15 protein-coding genes and 1 pseudogene are annotated in these 17,997 nt (G+C 41.2%); 7 read left to right on the forward strand and 9 right to left on the reverse strand.

All coding sequences use genetic code 11. The annotated features are described in order from the left end of the window. Positions 1 to 214 precede the first annotated feature (214 nt). Both GON05_RS00200 and GON05_RS00205 read left to right on the forward strand, forming a co-directional pair. Positions 215 to 562 (forward strand): helix-turn-helix domain-containing protein, encoded by a 348-nt coding sequence (locus GON05_RS00200; RefSeq protein WP_157317259.1) that lies wholly within the window; start codon positions 215 to 217, stop codon positions 560 to 562. A 137-nt stretch (positions 563 to 699) separates the two neighbouring features. Next, the gene (locus GON05_RS00205; RefSeq protein WP_157317260.1) at positions 700 to 1,083 is read left to right on the forward strand and encodes a (deoxy)nucleoside triphosphate pyrophosphohydrolase; all 384 of its coding nucleotides are present in this window, start codon (positions 700 to 702) and stop codon (positions 1,081 to 1,083) included. Between the two features lie 7 nt (positions 1,084 to 1,090). On the opposite strand, the gene GON05_RS00210 is transcribed toward GON05_RS00205, so the two are convergent. From GON05_RS00210 to GON05_RS00230, 5 genes and pseudogenes are all read right to left on the reverse strand, one after another. Next, positions 1,091 to 4,285 (reverse strand): DUF3427 domain-containing protein, encoded by a 3,195-nt coding sequence (locus GON05_RS00210; protein ID WP_157317261.1) that lies wholly within the window; start codon positions 4,283 to 4,285, stop codon positions 1,091 to 1,093. 139 nt (positions 4,286 to 4,424) lie between these two features. Continuing rightward, positions 4,425 to 5,303 carry an ADP-ribosylglycohydrolase family protein gene (locus GON05_RS00215; RefSeq protein WP_157317262.1) on the reverse strand — a complete coding sequence of 293 codons (879 nt, stop codon included), beginning with the start codon at positions 5,301 to 5,303 and terminating at the stop codon, positions 4,425 to 4,427. After that, positions 5,290 to 6,167, reverse strand: a pseudogene (locus GON05_RS00220) (TIGR02452 family protein). The gene GON05_RS00215 and the pseudogene GON05_RS00220 overlap by 14 nt, the downstream one beginning before the upstream one ends. A 242-nt stretch (positions 6,168 to 6,409) precedes the next feature. Next, complete coding sequence (locus GON05_RS00225; RefSeq protein ID WP_181646660.1) at positions 6,410 to 7,315, reverse strand: NUDIX hydrolase; 906 nt, start codon at positions 7,313 to 7,315, stop codon at positions 6,410 to 6,412. Between the two features lie 67 nt (positions 7,316 to 7,382). Next, complete coding sequence (locus GON05_RS00230; RefSeq protein WP_157317264.1) at positions 7,383 to 11,744, reverse strand: cadherin-like beta sandwich domain-containing protein; 4,362 nt, start codon at positions 11,742 to 11,744, stop codon at positions 7,383 to 7,385. Positions 11,745 to 11,872: 128 nt separating this feature from the next. Between GON05_RS00230 and GON05_RS00235 the strand changes: the two genes are divergently transcribed. The 5 genes from GON05_RS00235 to GON05_RS00255 all read left to right on the forward strand — a co-directional run bounded on the left by GON05_RS00235 (position 11,873) and on the right by GON05_RS00255 (position 14,482). Beyond that, complete coding sequence (locus GON05_RS00235) at positions 11,873 to 12,112, forward strand: hypothetical protein (protein ID WP_181646661.1); 240 nt, start codon at positions 11,873 to 11,875, stop codon at positions 12,110 to 12,112. Between the two features lie 84 nt (positions 12,113 to 12,196). Next, positions 12,197 to 12,592 carry a winged helix-turn-helix transcriptional regulator gene (locus GON05_RS00240; protein ID WP_157317266.1) on the forward strand — a complete coding sequence of 132 codons (396 nt, stop codon included), beginning with the start codon at positions 12,197 to 12,199 and terminating at the stop codon, positions 12,590 to 12,592. 178 nt (positions 12,593 to 12,770) lie between these two features. Further along, entirely contained in the window at positions 12,771 to 13,403 is a 633-nt protein-coding gene (gene hxlA / locus GON05_RS00245; RefSeq protein ID WP_157317267.1) for a 3-hexulose-6-phosphate synthase, read from the forward strand. A gap of 5 nt (positions 13,404 to 13,408) precedes the next feature. Continuing rightward, positions 13,409 to 13,960 (forward strand): 6-phospho-3-hexuloisomerase, encoded by a 552-nt coding sequence (gene hxlB / locus GON05_RS00250; RefSeq protein WP_157317326.1) that lies wholly within the window; start codon positions 13,409 to 13,411, stop codon positions 13,958 to 13,960. Between the two features lie 279 nt (positions 13,961 to 14,239). Further along, positions 14,240 to 14,482, forward strand: a complete 243-nt coding sequence (locus GON05_RS00255) for a hypothetical protein (protein ID WP_157317268.1) — start codon at positions 14,240 to 14,242, stop codon at positions 14,480 to 14,482. Between the two features lie 449 nt (positions 14,483 to 14,931). Here the strand turns inward: GON05_RS00255 and GON05_RS00260 are convergent, their stop codons facing one another. The 4 genes from GON05_RS00260 to GON05_RS00275 all read right to left on the reverse strand — a co-directional run bounded on the left by GON05_RS00260 (position 14,932) and on the right by GON05_RS00275 (position 17,954). Next, positions 14,932 to 15,660, reverse strand: coding sequence for an ATP-grasp domain-containing protein (locus GON05_RS00260; RefSeq protein ID WP_157317327.1), 729 nt, complete (start codon positions 15,658 to 15,660; stop codon positions 14,932 to 14,934). A 189-nt stretch (positions 15,661 to 15,849) separates the two neighbouring features. Beyond that, positions 15,850 to 16,590, reverse strand: coding sequence for a Fic family protein (locus GON05_RS00265; protein ID WP_157317269.1), 741 nt, complete (start codon positions 16,588 to 16,590; stop codon positions 15,850 to 15,852). 82 nt (positions 16,591 to 16,672) lie between these two features. Further along, the gene (locus tag GON05_RS38740) at positions 16,673 to 17,323 is read right to left on the reverse strand and encodes a hypothetical protein (RefSeq protein ID WP_181646662.1); all 651 of its coding nucleotides are present in this window, start codon (positions 17,321 to 17,323) and stop codon (positions 16,673 to 16,675) included. Positions 17,324 to 17,348: 25 nt separating this feature from the next. Beyond that, positions 17,349 to 17,954, reverse strand: coding sequence for a hypothetical protein (locus GON05_RS00275; RefSeq protein WP_157317270.1), 606 nt, complete (start codon positions 17,952 to 17,954; stop codon positions 17,349 to 17,351). Between the last annotated feature and the right edge of the window lie 43 nt (positions 17,955 to 17,997).

Genomic DNA, 17,997 nt, shown 5'->3' on the forward strand with positions numbered 1-17,997 from the left:
AATGCTGAGAATAGTAGTTCGCAATAGCTATAGTGCAGGCTCCTGCGAAAATGAGGAAATAATCTCCTTTCTGTATCATCATTTGTAAATCCAGATAATCGGTGCTTCTTCGAACAAAAAAAATAACTTATAAGTGTAATTATTAATAATATACACTATTAAAGGTCTGTTTGCTACATTATTTAAAACCTACTCTATTACTGAGGTGGTTATTATGGGTAACTTACGTAAATTAGTTGGCGAACGCATTAGAATGGTTCGAAAACAAAGAGGATTTTCACAAGAAAAGCTCGGAGAACTAGCTCAATTAAAGAATTCATATATCGGGGATGTCGAAAGAGGCGCTCGAAATATCTCTCTCGATTCACTGGACAAGATCATAGCTGCTCTTGATATGGACCTTGGAACTTTCTTTAACTTTAATGAAATTGACGTTGCATCCAATGATTTTGATAAAACGGCAGTATTAGAGGTACATAAACAATTCCTTGAAGATAGAAGCGTTGATGAAATAAAATTGATACATAAAATATCTAGGGATATTCTACTTACGAAAAAATGAAATCAAAAGAGCGACATCGAATTGGTATTCGAGGTCGCTCTTTTCTTAGTTAAATTGGATTTATCCTATTATTTGAACCTCATTAATTTAAAGCTATAATATAAGTACATCTAAATTAGAGTAGGAGATTACAAAACATGAAAAAAGTCGATGTTGTCGGAGCGGTTATTTATAACGAAAAGAACGAAGTGCTATGTGCACTCCGCTCTCAACAAATGTCATTGCCTGGTTATTGGGAGTTCCCTGGAGGGAAAATCGAAGACAATGAAACCCCTCAAGAAAGCCTTGCCCGTGAAATTAAAGAAGAATTGAACTGTTCAATTGAGGTTGGCGAACTTGTTGCAGATGCTACTCATGAGTATCCCAACGTTATTGTAAGATTAATTACTTATAAAGCTAAAATTATCGATGGCGTCGCAGTTGCTAATGAACATGAGAAATTACTTTGGTTGCCTTTAAATAAACTTAAAGAGCTTGAGTGGGCGCCTGCCGACCTACCCACCCTTGCAGTCATTTGCTAATCAATGATTAACGAATAAAATCGGTGTACATGGCTTCCGGAATAGGATCATGTAATTTCCAAGTGATATTCATCGGTTTATCGCCATGGCTACTCACATAATCGATTTCACCTAGATATGTAAAAGGTAGAACTTCGTTATGCATCTTTTCAAACTTTCTAACGAATAAGTGTATATGAATCCCCTTACTGGTGTGATGAATATATTCTTGTCCACGGGGAGATTCGTGAGAAGTTGCATTTTGACTTTGCCAATGGAAGTGTTGCTGATCTACAAAATAATCGTGGTACAGTAAGTGATCGGCAACCTTCTCCCCTTTATTTAAATTAATAAAGAGTAAATAATGATCTCCAACCCGACTTACCCCCTCTCGCCAAGTACCTTCCTTCGCAGGTGACTCAAACAAGTAAATGAGATCATTTCGTGTGTAGTTTTGATAACGTACTACATTCTTATGACTTTCAAAAAATACATCAGGTCTATAGAACCTTCTAAATTCAGCCAAACCATATTCTAAGCGATCTTTAATATAATTAAATAATTCCTTATTTGCTTTAATTTGTTGTAATACACTTGATCCAGAGAAACTACCATTATCATAATTACCGAAAGTCCATTGCTGCTTAGCCAGTTTAGTTGCTAGCTTTTCCATAGCTTTATCAATCTTATTACCATGTATTTCTTCTGAAACACGTATTCCGAATCTGTAGGCCAGATCATCTAGTACATCGCCTCTTGTAATAGTTTCCTTCTCAAAAGCTGCAGAAATAACTGAAAAGTCATAAGGCCATTTAAGCGGCAACATATCTTCTAGTCTTTGAACTACTTCTAGCATTTCATTATTATTCAATAGCTCGACGTCGAATGAACTAACATCCTTCATCTTCTTTTTCGTTTCGACCCACGAACCATACTTCGCTATAAAAAAGTGCAGGCTAGGAGCTCCATCATAGTATAAGAAGTCATTTAATTCAGGCGAATAGCCCAACTCTCTCTTAAATTGATTATAAAGCTCCATAAGTAGCAGGTCTCGATCCATACGAATATTCTCGATCTTCTTGAGAATTTCTTTCCGTGATACCTCTTCTAGATCTACGAAGCAGCCATCTGGTAAATCAGCAAACTCAGTTTCAATAGCGATTCGCAGAGAATCCCGGTCAAATGCTTTATGATTATGTTGATCAGATAGAGCTAGCGGCACAATAAATGTTTTTTGATAATTCCCAATGAAATCTAAAATGGTTACATATTCTTTTCCTGGGACTTTCCGCAATCCCCGACCAAGTTGTTGTATAAAAATAGTTGCCGATTCCGTCGGTCGCAAAAATAAGATTAAATTCACTTTAGGAATATCTACACCTTCATTAAAAATATTTACTGTAAATATGATTTGAAATGGATTATCATCATTTTCCAACTTACTAATGAGATCTTGTCTAACGTCAGGGGAATCATTACCTGTTAGATACGCTGCCCTATAGCCTCGACTTGTAAACTCATCCGTCATATAACGAGCATGTTCAATTGAAGCGCAGAAACCCAATGCCGTCATAACATTACCATCATGTCCAAACTTGTTAATCATATTAATTACATAATCAACACGTTCATGCGTGTTCAGAGCACGTACTAGCTCTTTCTCAACAAATTGACCACTACCTAGCATCTCAATCTGTGCATAGTCAATCGTAGGGTCACTCAAACCAAAATACCGAAAAGGAGTTAAGAGCCCTTCCTTAAGTGCATCCCTTAAACGTATTTCATATACGACATTATTATCACAAATTGCTAGAACATCCCTACCATCCATTCGATCAGGGGTCGCCGTAAGTCCTAGTAAGAACTTAGGTTTAAAATAATCAATTACCCTTCTATAGGTAGATGCCTCAGCATGATGAAATTCATCAACGATAATATAATCAAAATAATCTGGAGTAAATTTCTCTAACACGCCATCTCTAGAAAGAGTTTGAACAGTACTGAATAAGTACGGTTTGTCCCAATCTTTCTCAACTCCAGTGAGCTTGCCGCATAAATTATTGGCTTCATCAAATATCTTCGCAAATGTTTTTCTAGAACTCTCTAATATTTCATCTCTATGGGCAAGAAATAATACTCTATCCGCCCCAAAATTTCTCACGTCAAAAGCAGAAAGATACGTTTTACCAGTTCCAGTCGCAGCTATAACAACACCCTTGTTGTGACCATTTAATCTAGTCTGCTTTAGTGCCTGAAGAGCTCCCTCCTGCATTTTATTCGGTAAAATCTCCTTCTTTGTTGGGCTATTGTCGTCGTTCATAACATTTACTAGATCAACGTGTTGCGCGGCTAAGTAGGGATTGACTAACATGATTTTTTTATTGTTATATTCATGTTCGTAAGCTGTAATTAAATCTATATTTAGCTGGATCGCCTTCTGATCATCCCAGTACATTTGAAACGTTTTTCTGGCATTCTCATAGATCGAATAGTAAGAATCACCTGGTAATTTCACATTCCACTCATGTCCTGTCTGTAGCGCAGAGTACGTTAAATTAGAAGAACCAATTATCACCGTATTTAGACTAGATTTACGTTCGAACATATATGCCTTGGTATGGAAAGATACTCGACCAGAGTCAAATACTCTTGTCTCTACATTTGGCAGCTCTAACAAGCGTCGAAGCGCTTTAGGCTCTGTGATTTTGAGATAAGTTGATGTTAATATCTTGACTTTCTTAGATGGATCTTCTTTTCTTAGATCATCTAGGGCTCTGATTAGCAGTTGTAATCCTGACCACCGCACAAAGCTAACCATAAAAAATGCATTGTCCGCGGTTAACAATTCATATTTAAGGGCTTTAAATAAATGTATAGGGTCAGAAGTAGAATTCGTTAGTAGCAGTGGATGCGATAGGAATAATTCAGGATACATCGGCAACGAAATATCATCATTCCTGTAATGAATTGCTTTAAGCGGCATATCCAACTCATTTGAGTCCAAATCAGGAATGATTGCCCTTAGTTGATTCGTTAATTCTAGTATTTTAGCATGCTGGTTTTGATCTGCTAAATATTTAAACGATTTACTGATATCCTTCATGACTTGCTGTATCAATGCATTGTTATGATTCTGTGGCAATAGGTTATATGTAATTTGATTAGAAGGATATTCTTTGTTTTTATGTAATATCTCTTCGAATACTCCTTGATGTTCTCTCATGTTGTTCCTCCTAGAATTAGAAGATGCTTCCTGTTTTATTATACTGGATCTATGATGGTTTGGAATCGAAAAATGTTAAGAGCATACTATCCTTAACTCTGTATTACTTATCACTCTACCTACACCCTACTTCAACAACTCAAACCAACCCACTACGCAACTCAAAAATCCGTTCCGACAAAACATCAAGCCTATCCTTAATAAGAATCACACCCGAATACTGCTCAGGTATTCCCTCATATCCAAAGTGGACCCCAGCAAGACCTCCTGCTATAGCCCCAATGGTATCAGAATCTCCTCCCAAGTTAGCCGCTCGCTCAACAACATCCGAGAACGAGTCTCTTGTCAGCAACAAATGGAGAACGTGACGAAACGTATGGACGACAAAACCGCTTGGTTCACAATCAGGAGTCCCATTTAAAATATCCTCGTATTCCGTGTTCATGATCTCTCTTTGAATGGCCTCTGTAAGCTTTTCACCTTGCAGCAATCTCCAAACGATTCGGTTGTATATCTCGCACGCCTGATTGCAACGTTCATCGTAATGGGTCATTTTCGATTGCAAACGAGATACCCTTTCAATATCCGAAAGATTAGGGTAGATCAGACCAACAGGGAGACAGCGCATAAGAGAGCCATTACCTGCACTTTGTCCTAAATCCAAGTCAGCTAAAAACGCAGCCTCAAACCAGTTACCTTGATAGTTGCTTAGAGATCTTCTAATGATATTTCCGATATCTTTGGGATCTGATCTGTACCACTCGAGAAACTTCTCGCCGATCGCCTGCTTGGGTTCATGTGGGTCAATTAGAATTCCTTCCGCAACGCAAAGGGTCATCATAGTATCGTCTGTTACTTCTCCTGGCGTGAGATCCCAAACGCCGCCACCGACGATATCGGTGAGATATCCGTATTTTTTCTGGATTTCTCGGGTGCTCATAAATTCCGTCGTCCCGCCTAATGCATCGCCTACTGCTACTCCGTAGAGACCGCCTTTAATTTTGCTAGTCAGACTCATAGAATTTCATCTCCCTCTTGAATAGGTTAACAACTCTCTTTTCGTCAGTCTTATCTAGGATTGCAAAAACAATATGATCAAATAACGTCCGATAGCCCTCATCGATCAACACATGCTTAAATATTCTAGCAACATCACTAGGATTATTTCTAAAAACGCCGCATCCATATGCCCCCAGAATGATGGCTTTCTCCCCATGTTTTGCCGCTACGGAAAGAATGTACCGGATTCTCTCCAGCATGACCGGTTCAATCATATTCACTTGCTGCAGCTCCCGCTCACGGACAACCCCAGCATTAACAGCTGGCGCTGTGAGGATGGAAACTGAATACGGACTCTCTAGAAGTGTACAATCATCGCTTCGGAAGACGGGAATTCTAGGGATTAAATCATATAATCTGAATACAGACAAGTCTTAAGATTTCGGTTATAGGTATACATCTCATCCATTTGTGAAATGCAGGGGTATAGAGCAGAGGAACGAGCTAAACTTTCTTCCTGAGCCTGACTTCCCCCAAGGAACCCCCCGCCCGGATTCTTCGCAGAGGCAAAATTAAGACACAAGGTGTTCTGCAAACCTTCCTGTACCACAAGTCTTCGCGCGGCAGCTAATGTAGATTCGTCCGTCACTTCAATTTTTGCCTGAATTCCCTGATGATCATTTATCCGGGATACTGCCTCCTGCTTAATTATCTGTAATCCATTTGGTGAATATAGCTTTGAGTCACGTATAGCCGTCTCTACCTCTTGTTGTATTGTAATTGTGTTCTCTTCCGTGTTAAGGTAGTAGCCTCTTTCTAGAATAGCTAACGTTTCTTTCGCTATTTGCGATCTTATTTCTCTATTATTGTTTTGTAAATTCATACAACTCACTCCATTATTTGAACTTCCGTTTAATCCAATTTCCTATTCCAATTTATATAGTGTAATTTCCACATCCGTGAAAATATCACTGATCATTCCTAAAACAACATGCCAATCCCCACCGCCGCGGTCGCAGCCAATTTTGTAGGGAAGTGCTACTGAACATTGGTTTTCCTTGGCGAACTCGTACAATTGGGATAGAAAAAAGTGAACTTTTCCATATTAAATCCGTCCTCGCATGGTTAAATGTTCTCCCAATTGGGGTTAAAACGATAAAGCTTGGAGGGGCGATGCCCGGCATCTTTTGTAAATTCATTCGTCTCTGTAACCATAGGCGCTATCTTTCTTCGAAATGCTGCAGCAAGCAGCTCTTTTCCGAGAATGACTTCGTAAACCTGTTGAAGCTCTGACAGCGTGAATAACGGAGGCATGAGATGGAACGCGATGTCGGTGTATTCGATTTTATTGCGCAACCGCTCTACGGCGTATTCAATAATCTTGGCATGATCAAAAGCGAGCCCCTGCGACTCGACAATTTCGCGGCTGACTCTCCTCGTCCGACCAGTAATCATCGTCGTTATCTTCACCGTTGCGGCTAGAAGCTCCGTTTCATGGTTCAGCGTTATTTTTATGATTCGCTCAAATTCGTAACCATCTTCCAGAACCGTTTTTTTCTCTTGAAAAACTTGATGTTTGACTTCAAACCAGCGCGCATCCTCTGCGTCGTCACCTGCCTTAACATCTAGAGACGTCCGGTCCACAAGCGCCATATAAGAGGAACTGATGACCCGCGTTCTCGGGTCACGCCCCACGTCGCCCCATGTAAATAACTGCTCCATATAGAGGTTCTCGATATTGGCTTCGCTTTTCAATTCTCTTTGCGCGGCTTCTTCAATGCTTTCACGTACAGATACGAATCCTCCTGGCAATGCCCATTGACCCAAATAAGGGTGCTCTCCCCTCTTAATGAGTAACAATTGCAAAGACTTCTCGGGCAGCTTCCGGTAATTATCTTGATCTTTATCAAAAACAGTAAAAATAAGCATATCCACGGTAACCGAAGGACGTTCATATATACTGGCATCGTATTTTTGCAAAAATTCCCGCTCCGTCAACCCGTTGCGGTCTCTCATGATTATTTCTGTCATCTTAGCCACCTGTTGTTTTTGTTTTGTTAATAACATTTTGTTAATATCTAATTGTTATTATATAGCTTTACGCGCCATTGTCAATACATGGAAAAGTAAAAAAGCCCGATTTCTCGGACTTAAGAGTGAAAATTCCTATTTTATTAAACGAATCCAATAACGTCTTCAATTGCGGGTTGAGCTTCAGCGTATTCAATATAATCTGCAAAGCTTCAGCGCGTGTGGCATTATTTTTGGGATCAAATTTCCCATCCGCTTTACCACTAATGATTCCTGCCTGCGCTTCAGCTTTAATCTCATTTGTTGCATAAGCCCCCTCCAAATCATTGAAATTGCCTTTGGAAGTGTCCTTCGCTACGTTGCTAAGGTTTACTATGCGGGACAACATGACTACCATTTCTTCGCGAGTAATCGTTTTATCAGGCTTGAACGTACCGTCCTCGTAGCCGCTGATTACCCCTGCTTTTACAAATTTCTCGATTGCGCCTTTCGCCCAGTGGCTGCCAACGTCCTTCAAGACAGTGCTAGTATTGTCGCCGCCATTGATATCGAATACCCGGCTCAGAATCATTGCGAATTCAGCGCGTGTGATATCACCATTCGGCTTGAACGCACCATCGTCGTAACCTTCAATCACATGTAGTTTTACGAAAATATCAATTGTCTTTTCTGCCCAATGTCCTTTAGTGTCCGAAAGATTAGCTATAGTCGGGTCTTTTTTAGCTTCCTGAATCCGTGTTTCTATGTTCTTAACAACATTATTGTCGCCTTCTACTACATTTGACCTAAACACATCTGTTGCAGGTTTTGGTGTCGAATCCGGTGTCTGAGCAGGTTCAGGAGTCTGTACAGGTGCAGACGGCGATTGAGTGTCTGTATGAGAATCAGAATGACTACCGCCGCTAGTAGATCTGTTAGAGATCGTAATAACTTTGCTTCCTACAATACCGGAACCATCCTGTGCAGTTGCCTGAACGGTAACCATACCCACTTGAGTTGCAACGAGCAAACCATCCTCATTGATTGTTGCCGCCCCCGTACCTGGAACTACCGACCAGCTAAGTGTTTTGTCCGTTGCATTGTCAGGAGTTACACTTGCACTAAATTGTAGTGAGTCTCCGACGTACATGGTTTCGCTAGCACTGGACACTGAAATATTAACAACCCGTTGGGGTTCCCGTGTAACATTGACTGTATAGGTTTGCACCGTTCCATCCTGAGCAGTCACTACAAAACTAATGATATTTGAGCCCATTTGTAAACTTATCGGATTATTAACTGGTGCTCCATTTAAACTCAAAGCAACAGTGGCATGGCTATCCGTAGTTGCATACGTAGCTGTAGTAACAGAAACCTCATAAGGCACGGTCGCGGTATACGCATAAACATTTCCTGTTACCGGTTGATCTAGCGTAATGCCGCTTAAGTTCAGCGAACTTAAGACTGCGTTATTTGAACCTTCACGTGTAACTGTCACTGAATAGCTTTTCGTAGTTCCATCCTGCGCAGTAACAACAACACTAATGATATTTGAGCCCACGGTCAGATTAACTGGATTGTTAGCCGAAGCTCCATTAAGTCGTAAATCCGCAGTTGCATGGCTATCAGCAGTATTGTAGGTGACTGTGGTAACTGATACATCATTAGGCACAGTCGCGTTGTAGTTCGTCGTACCCGATGCAAACACTGGACTCAGCAACCCGCTCGACAGACTCAAGCCGCTCAAGTTCGCATTGCTGCTCCCAACGCGGGTCACCGTCACCGTATACGTCTTCGTTGCGTTATCTTGTGCTGTCACAACTACCCTAATCACGTTGCTTCCCTCGTCCAGGGTAATCGCAGGAGAAGCCGTACCGCTCGTCAAAATAAACGGTCCGCCCTTAAGATCACCGCTGCTGGTGTAAACGCTCGCCGTTACCGTAGCATGGCCGACATCGGATACCGTCGGCGTTACCGTGACGCTGGTCACGTCGTTCGTTACGTCTGATTCATAGCTCACTATGTTCGGCGCAAATATCGGATTTAGCGTACCTCTCGATAATGCCAGGCCGCTCAAATTCGCATCGCCTGATTTAGGCTTTGCAATGGCCTCGTTAGAGTAGTCGCTGCTTCCTCCTGCGTAATTGGCTTTGACTGCATAGTAATAAGTACTGCCATTCGTCAATCCCGTTACCGTATAAGACGCACCGCCAACCGTAACCACTGGAATCGAATTGTAATTACCGCTAGCTGCTCCTTGATAAACGCTATACGTAACTGCTCCCTGAACCTCTGTCCAACTCAACGTCGCTTGGCCGTCTCCTGCTGCTGCCGTCAAATTGGTCGGCGCAGGTGCGGAATCCCTTGACACCGTCACCGTATACGTTTTCGTTGTGCTATCTTGCGCTGTCACAACTACCTTAATCACGTTGCTTCCTTCGTCCAGGGTAATCGCAGGAGAAGCCGTACCGCTCGTCAAAGTAAACGGTCCGCCCTTAAGATCACCGTTGCTGGTGTAAACGCTCGCCGTTACCGTAGCATGGCCGAGATCGGATACCGTCGGCGTTACCGTAACGCTGGTCACGTCGTACGTTACATCTGATTCATAGCTGGTCATGTTCGGCGAAAATATCGGATTCAACGTACCTCTCGATAATGCCATGCCACTCAAATTCGCATCGCCTGATTTAGGCTTTGCAATGGCTTCGTTAGAGTAGCCGCTGCTTGCTCCTGCGTAATTGGCTTTGACTGCATAGTAATAAGTGCTGCCATTCGTCAATCCCATTACCGTATAAGGCGCACCGTTCACCGTTGCCACTGGAATCGAATCGTAACTACCGCTAGATGTTCCTTGATAAACACTATACGTATTTGCTCCCTGAACCCCGGTCCAACTCAACGTCGCTTGGCCGTCTCCTGCTGCTGCCGTCAAGTTTGTTGGCGCAGGAGCTTGAATCGTATACGTGAACGTTGCCATGCTGCTGTTCAAACTACCTGCCTTTACCCCTATCGCTTTGACAGTTACGGTTGCGCCAGGACCGCCGCTGATCGTCACGTTTGTTCCGCTCGTGCTGCCCGTCGTTGGCGACGTGCCATCGGTCGTGTAATAGATCGTCGCTCCGCTTGTTGCGGATCCCAAAGTCACCTTGCTGTTGTTCGCCACCGTAGCGCCGCTTACCGGATTGGCTGTCGGCGTTGCAACCTGCCCTCTTATGTTCACCGAGATGGTACGGGTTACCGTTCCTCCGACTCCGTCGCTTACCTGTACCGTAAAGCTGTCGGTACCGGAGTATCCCGCTGTCGGTGTATACGTAATCGGGTTGCCTGGAGCGATGTCAGCACCACCGCTGGCTGCTGTCACATTGGTGATGCTCAGTGTACCATGGGAAGGTGGAGTACTGGCTGTCCATGTCACGATCTGGCCGAGATCCGTGTCGCTGGCGTGCAATAAGCTTGCAATATCGGCAGCACCGGAATTTTGATCGACAGTCAGGGTCGTGATACTACCTATAAAAGTCGGAACGATGTTTTGACCAAGTGCTGTACCAGAGGTTTCTTGCGGTTTAAATAAAAATATTTTATTAGCCCCTCTATCCAACACATAAACATTCCCACTGCTATCTGAAGCTACATCATGCGGAGTTATAAAACCTGTATCGGACAATGTTAACGCATAGCTGCCGTCACTATTAAAAACTTGCACGCGTTTATTAGTCTGGTCTGTAACATATAGTCGGTTGCTGCTATCCGTGTACAAACCCCAAGGACCATTAAAGTGGCTATTGTCTGTACCTGAAGCGTTCAGAGCCCCCATCGTTTTCACTTTTGAGTACGTACCCGAACCTGAGTTATATTGGTATTTGAACACAACTTGAGAATTATATTGTGAGACGTACAGATTTCCTGAATCATCCACGGCCAGCCCCATAGGCCTTCCACTAACCCCGGAAGAATCAACGACGATCTTATTGCTCCCATCGAGGTCAAATCGGTATACGATATTAATATTTTGATCTGACACGAATAGATGCCCATTGCCATCCAGTGTCATTGCTTCGGGTATTGGTGATGGGCTAGCATTTGGCGGCAGCGCGATAGTTCGCAACCAGTTACCTTGCGCGTCAAACACCTGTACACGATTATTGTTACTATCTAGGACATAGATATCCCCTGTCGTCCTCTCGACTTCAACTGCCCTCGGCGAGTTAAAGTGGCTGTTGTCTGAACCGGTTGCGCCTTTAACACCAAGCGTCTTATATAAACTTTCGTCACTATTGTAAATCTGAACCCGATGATTCCCCAGATCCGCGACGTATATTTTACCGCTTGCGTCAACCGCCACGCCACGAGCAGCGCTTATATCCCACCCCGTTTTTACAGCAGCAGATACAAAGGAACAATTAACAAATAACATGGCAACCATGATGAGAAACACAGATATTTTCTTCATTGATATCCCCAATCCTTTGCACAAGGCCCAGTTATTAATTCTGTCGCATTGTGTATTTTTTTGTCATATACCCATTAACCATAGCACACCGTTCTGAGCAAATTCTGAGCAAAATAGGACTTACGCCTTTGACTCAATCATCGTTGGCATCGCTGGGGGATTTTAATGGTGACAATCTCGATGTATCCGATCATTATCAACAATCTTTCTTGCAAATTCAGCGCTGGTTGCCATTCGACTTCTCCCTTTTTGTCAGATATTATGTGGCCGGAGCCCTAAAAGAAAAAGCAGCCATCACAGAGGATACTCTGCGACAACTGCTTTCTCAGTTCGGAGTTCATCTAGCAAACCCCAATCTTCCTGAATAATACTCGACATCTTCTTCCATAGACATGTGCCCTATAATCCTGTAATCTATTGTGACACTATAGGAATGTGGAGGTGCTTAAACTTTGGCGAAAGATATCCGTTCAAGAATTGAAATTGATCAAATTAACTGTGAGAAAGAACTCACTCTCGCGTTAATCGGAGGCAAATGGAAACTTATTATCCTCTGGCATCTGGGCATCGACGGTACTAAGAGATTTAGTGAGCTTCAGAGGCTCATTCCCCATATCACGCAAAAGATTTTAACCAACCAGCTCCGCGAACTGGAAGAAGACCAGCTTGTCGAGCGAACCGTGTATCCGGTTGTCCCGCCAAAGGTTGAATATAAGCTGACTCCATATGGAGAAAGCCTCGTCCCGATTCTTAAGCTGATGTACAACTGGGGGAAAAATTATGGCGAAGAAGTGCTCGGCAGAACCTCTAATTCTGAGCTAATACCACTTCAATCTACTGAAAAATAAACGGGCAAATATCTATTACAAACCGGTAGACTCCGCATGGAGTCTGCTTTTTTGCGCTTTACAGTATCCTACAGGATACAGACTTACTTGAAAGTGCGTACTTCCATAAATTTCGGTATCGTCCTACTATGAACTCAGCCCTAAAATAATAATTCATCTAAAGGAGACATTTCATTATATGGAACTTCAACTGGCACTCGACTTGGTCAACATCCCTGAGGCAAAACAACTTATAAAAGAGGTAGCGCCTTATATCGATATCGTGGAAATTGGAACTCCAGTTGTGATCAACGAAGGGCTTCGCGCCGTTAAAGAAATCAAAGCAGAATTCCCATCGCTTAAAGTACTCGCCGATCTCAAAATCATGGACGCCGGCGGTTATGAGGTGATGAAAGCTTCCGAAGCAGGAGCTGATATCATTACCGTGCTTGGTGTATCCGATGATTCCACGATTAGAGGCGCTGTGGAAGAAGCTCGGAAACAAAACAAAAAAATCATGGTTGATATGATTAATGTGAAAGATATTGCCGCACGTGCAGTAGAAATCGACAACCTTGGCGTTGACTATATCTGTGTACATTCCGGCTACGACCATCAAGCAGAGGGTAAAAACTCTTTTCAGGACTTGGCTACAATTAAGCGTGTCGTAAAACAGGCAAAAACAGCAATCGCTGGCGGCATTAAACTTCAGACACTGCCTGAAGTCATCCACGCACAGCCTGATCTGGTTATCGTAGGCGGCGGTATTACCGGCGTTGAAGACAAACCAGCAGTTGCAGCTCAAATGCATCAACTGATCAGACAGAGATAATGGAAATGAGTACGCTGCAATCTGTATCCTCTATTCTTCAAGAACTGGAGCGCACACTTCAAGGTATTCAACCAAATGAGATTGATGAGCTTGCTCATCAGATTTTAACAGCTGAAACGATCTTTGTAGCAGGAGCAGGACGCTCTGGGCTGATGATGCGCGCATTCGCGATGAGACTTATGCATATGGGACTCCGTGTTTATGTGGTAGGAGAGACCATAACCCCAGGTATTACCCAAGGTGACCTGCTTCTGGTTGGGTCAGGGTCTGGCGAGACCAAAAGCTTGACGGCAATGGCATCCAAAGCCAAAAGCACAGGAGCCTCGGTTGCTGCCATTACAATTGTATCAGAATCAACCTTAGGTACATTATCTTCTACGGTCGTACGCATTCCCGCTTCTACCAAAGAAAGCACATCGGGCAGCTCCAGGCAGCCTATGGGAAGCTTATTCGAACAAGCCCTCCTGCTGCTGCTGGATACGGTCGTACTAAGCCTTATGGAGATAAAAGAACTTCAAGGTGCGACTATGTTTAAGAATCATGCCAATCTGGAATAAAAGCGACAAGAAAACTTGGTACCCTTCCTTCGGTATTTTACCGTTGGGAGAGGAGGCCGAGTTTTTTAGTATAAGTAGTCGAAGTTTAACAAACTTTACTCATTGCTGAGTTGAGAACTGTAATACGTTTCCTCAAAAAGGAAGAAAATCGCTCACAGAGTAGGTTACTAGTATAGAGGTGAGGGGAGTGGGACTCGTTTCCGTACCTGAGAAAAGCCAACAAAACCGATAGTATGATATAATTAAGAAGGTTAATACAAATGGAGAGGTGTGATTACTATGCAATGGCAGGAAGTCCGCAATATTTACCCTGATCAATACGTCCTTCTCGAAATTTTGAATTCCCATACAGAAGAAAGCATTCAGTACGTTGATGAAGTCGCATTGATTAAAGCTATTGCAGATCCCGATGAGGCAACAAAAGAACTTTTACAGTGCAGACAAAATAATATTGTTTATCATACAGGTCAAGATCGGATTACTATAGAAATTAGAAAAAATGCTTTCTACAGAGGCCGGTAAGATGCAAATCGGACAAGCTTGTACGAAGCTTTGGTATCGGCGGAGACGAGTATTCATTTCAAAAACGTGTCGACCACATCCAATTAGGCTCATTAATTCTAACAGATATACCTATTGATTTTGGTGTTTTTCATGAAGAGATTACTCATATTAACGGATTGATTGGTCTCGACCTATTAAAAAGCGGTGAAATGATCATTGATCTTAAAAAGATGGAAATGTACTCTGCTCAATCAAATTAATTGGTTACTAAAGAACCCAGCCCTCATAAAGGCTGGGTTTTGTTGTGTAGAAGCCTGCTAAACGTTATAGGTCAACAACGCCACCTATTCTACGTGAACGGTATGCGGGAAATCAAGAGTTTAATAGAGTCTGTTGTAGTCCGCTGAGGCCTTAGTTTAGGAGAGATTTTGCCACCAATTTTTTATATGTACCCAATTATTACTTGCTTAAAAATTACATTCATCAATCGTATTGGTTAACTCCGCCCATCGTGCCGATAGTAACTTTGCATAATCTAAAGAAAATAATCCATAATGCCCTAACGCATACCCGTCGTTAACTTCGATTAATAACGTTTCTCCCTTATCTGTTAGTCCAAAATCAATAGCGTACCCGTGAGGAGCAGATGTGAATTGCGATACAGCATTTTCAACTATTTTATAATCAAAGTGTACTCTCCAATTCCCTTTATACCGACGGATATCTAAAATCTTACCGTGCCTAACAAAACACCTCCATTCTGCCACAAAATTTACTACTTCTGAACAAAAAATCTCCGGGTCTTCACCGTATACACCACACCCCATTAAATCTTTAGTACCTCTAATTACAGCTCCAGTAAACTTTTTATCCTCTACCGGTTTGATAAATACGTTCCATTTCTCAGGGTTGTTTGCTATTAAGCTTAGTTTGGACTTCCAAATTCTCCTACCCAAGTAGCTTTGTAATTCTTCTGGATAATCAATTTCGGGCGGGACTATTCTATACTGTGAGAATACTGTTCTAACATCATCAACATAACCAACAATGATATCTTCCTTGTTATGATCTGATATGTCGTTGATCTCATTAAAATATTGAATTTCAAATCCCATTTGTTTAAACCCATCAAAAGCCGCGTAAAAATTATGATTGGCAATTTCGTTATCAAAACCTCTTTTAATATATACCTTCATAGATTTCACCTACTCATCCGTTATAAAATAACGCTACCATTTCACCAATAATATAAACAGTGTTACCAAGCTTAAAGTTTTGACTACTACTTGTCACCAAATACATGTTCCCTTATTAAAAACAGCCAGGGAAGGGCTCGAGTTCCTTCGCTGGCTATTAGACAATTTATATAAATTTAGTACCCTAAGTCACTTAACCGCACCTATGTACTTTTTCAAACTTTCCTCAACACATTCGGCAATTAATTGTACGAATGGTTCTAAATTTTTCCCCATACTTGCTAATTCTAAAGTTTCATAATATTTCAAACGAGCATCATTTGCAGCTTTAACAATAGCTGGTGGAAATCCGTATTTCATTAAAATTAAATTCATTAAAAGCCGTGCTGTACGGCCATTACCATCAGAAAATGGATGGATGTATACAAAACGGAAGTGAAATTCCGCTGCTAGTTCAACTGGGTGCAATTTATCTTTGTGTTCATCATACCATTGAATTAACTGTTCCATTTTCTCCGCAAGCACTGAAAAGTTTGGAGGGATATGCTCAGAGCCTGATATCAAAACGTTGATCATCCGATATCGCCCTGCATTCTCATCGTCAATATTTTTAAGTACTAGATGATGAATTGATTTTATGACATATTCAGTCAATTCCATGTTTCTATTTACTACATCTTGTACGTAATTAATTGCTTCTGAATGGTTAACGACTTCAAAATGCTCACGCAGTTTTTTACCACCTATTGTTAAACCTTCTTCTAAAACCAATTTGGTTTCTAAAAGTGTTAATGTGTTACCTTCAATGGCATTAGAGTTGTACGTCCATTCGACCCTATAAACTTGCTCCAAATTTCGTACAGCAGCCGCTGGTAGAGGACGCAATTTATCTAATTCATTTTTTAATATATCTATTTTACCAAAGTTCAAGTTGGTCCCCTCCCTACGCTTATTACCATTATATCACAGTTAACATGAATTAGACGTTTGACTGATTACTCTCTTTATTAATCTACTTCGACATACAATCAAGCAATCTTATTGTGTACTTTATCAGATTATAATCGTGTTCCATCTCCAACATACTTTTCCAAATAGACGAACTTTCCTTGTATCCATCGGTGTTATGATAAAGCATCTTCAGAAACTGTCTAATATCATCTGCTATTTCCTTTTCTCTATTAGTCAATATTATGGATTCTAAGAACTTCTTTGTCTTAATAAGTATTTGTTCATCGTTCTCACCATTATATTCCACACCAATAATCCCAAAATGAAGCGATAACTCTGTCCAATCTTTCCCTAAAAATATTGAATCACCTTCTAAGTCAGTTGGATGAATTCTCCTAAATAGAGTTGAAAAGATATTTTCCTCAATTAGGTAATCGATCACTTCTTCAATTAAATCTCTACTGCATTTTTGAATAAATATCATGTCGCTTGACCAGTAGTACTTACCCTGCAAACACTCGCCACTTTTTATGTTCTTTTCAACGAGTGTATTCATATTTTTATAGGTAAAAAAAGAAGCAATCCATTTTGACGCATCTGGAAAGTTAACAATCACATCCGTGTTAGAGTCAAGCTCATCCCATTCTCCTTCAGCCCAATTTTCTGCTTCAATCCATAAGGTATAAGAGTCCACTTCCCTGATTGAAACCATACCCTCTCTTTATAAAATCGTGCATTTAACTATTATCTAGTTGAATTGCAATAAATTCTTTGGCAACCACATACGAATCACCAAAAATTAAGACCTTGTAATCTGTTTGCTTACCGTTCCACTGTTTATCACTTTTGGTTGGAAGTAATGTGCCTTTTAAACCGTTATCCTCCAGCACGTTAAAATATTCCTTAATAAGATTTACTGGGGCTTTCGCGAACAAACCTAAATCAAATCCTAATAACCAATCTATATTTCCATTCATATATGTTCCAAAAGGTATTAGGTTATTTGTAATATCTCTATGGGCAATGTAAAGTTCTCCAATTATCTTCTTGCTATCTTTTACATGTCCATTGAAATAAAGTTCAAAATAGTCTTTATTGTAGTCCCACAAATATACATGTTCATCTAAAACCTTAAAATCAGAAAAGTAAAACAATTCAAGTTTGTGTTCACCAAAATCATTGCATTGAATTTCCCATTTTTGAAGTACGTTCTCATCATCCTGATAGGTAAGTTCAAGAGTGAGTATTATACTATTTCCATTAACTACAAAGCTTACTAAGCTTAAATAAACATCATCTTCAATTACTTCATTATCTATGGCATCTATCATGTTTTGAAGCATATTAATGCCCCCCTTGCTCCAATAAAATCATTCTTTACTTAAC

Source organism: Paenibacillus anseongensis (assembly GCF_009757995.1).
In the GTDB taxonomy this organism is placed as follows: Bacteria; Bacillota; Bacilli; order Paenibacillales; family NBRC-103111; genus Paenibacillus_E; species Paenibacillus_E chondroitinus.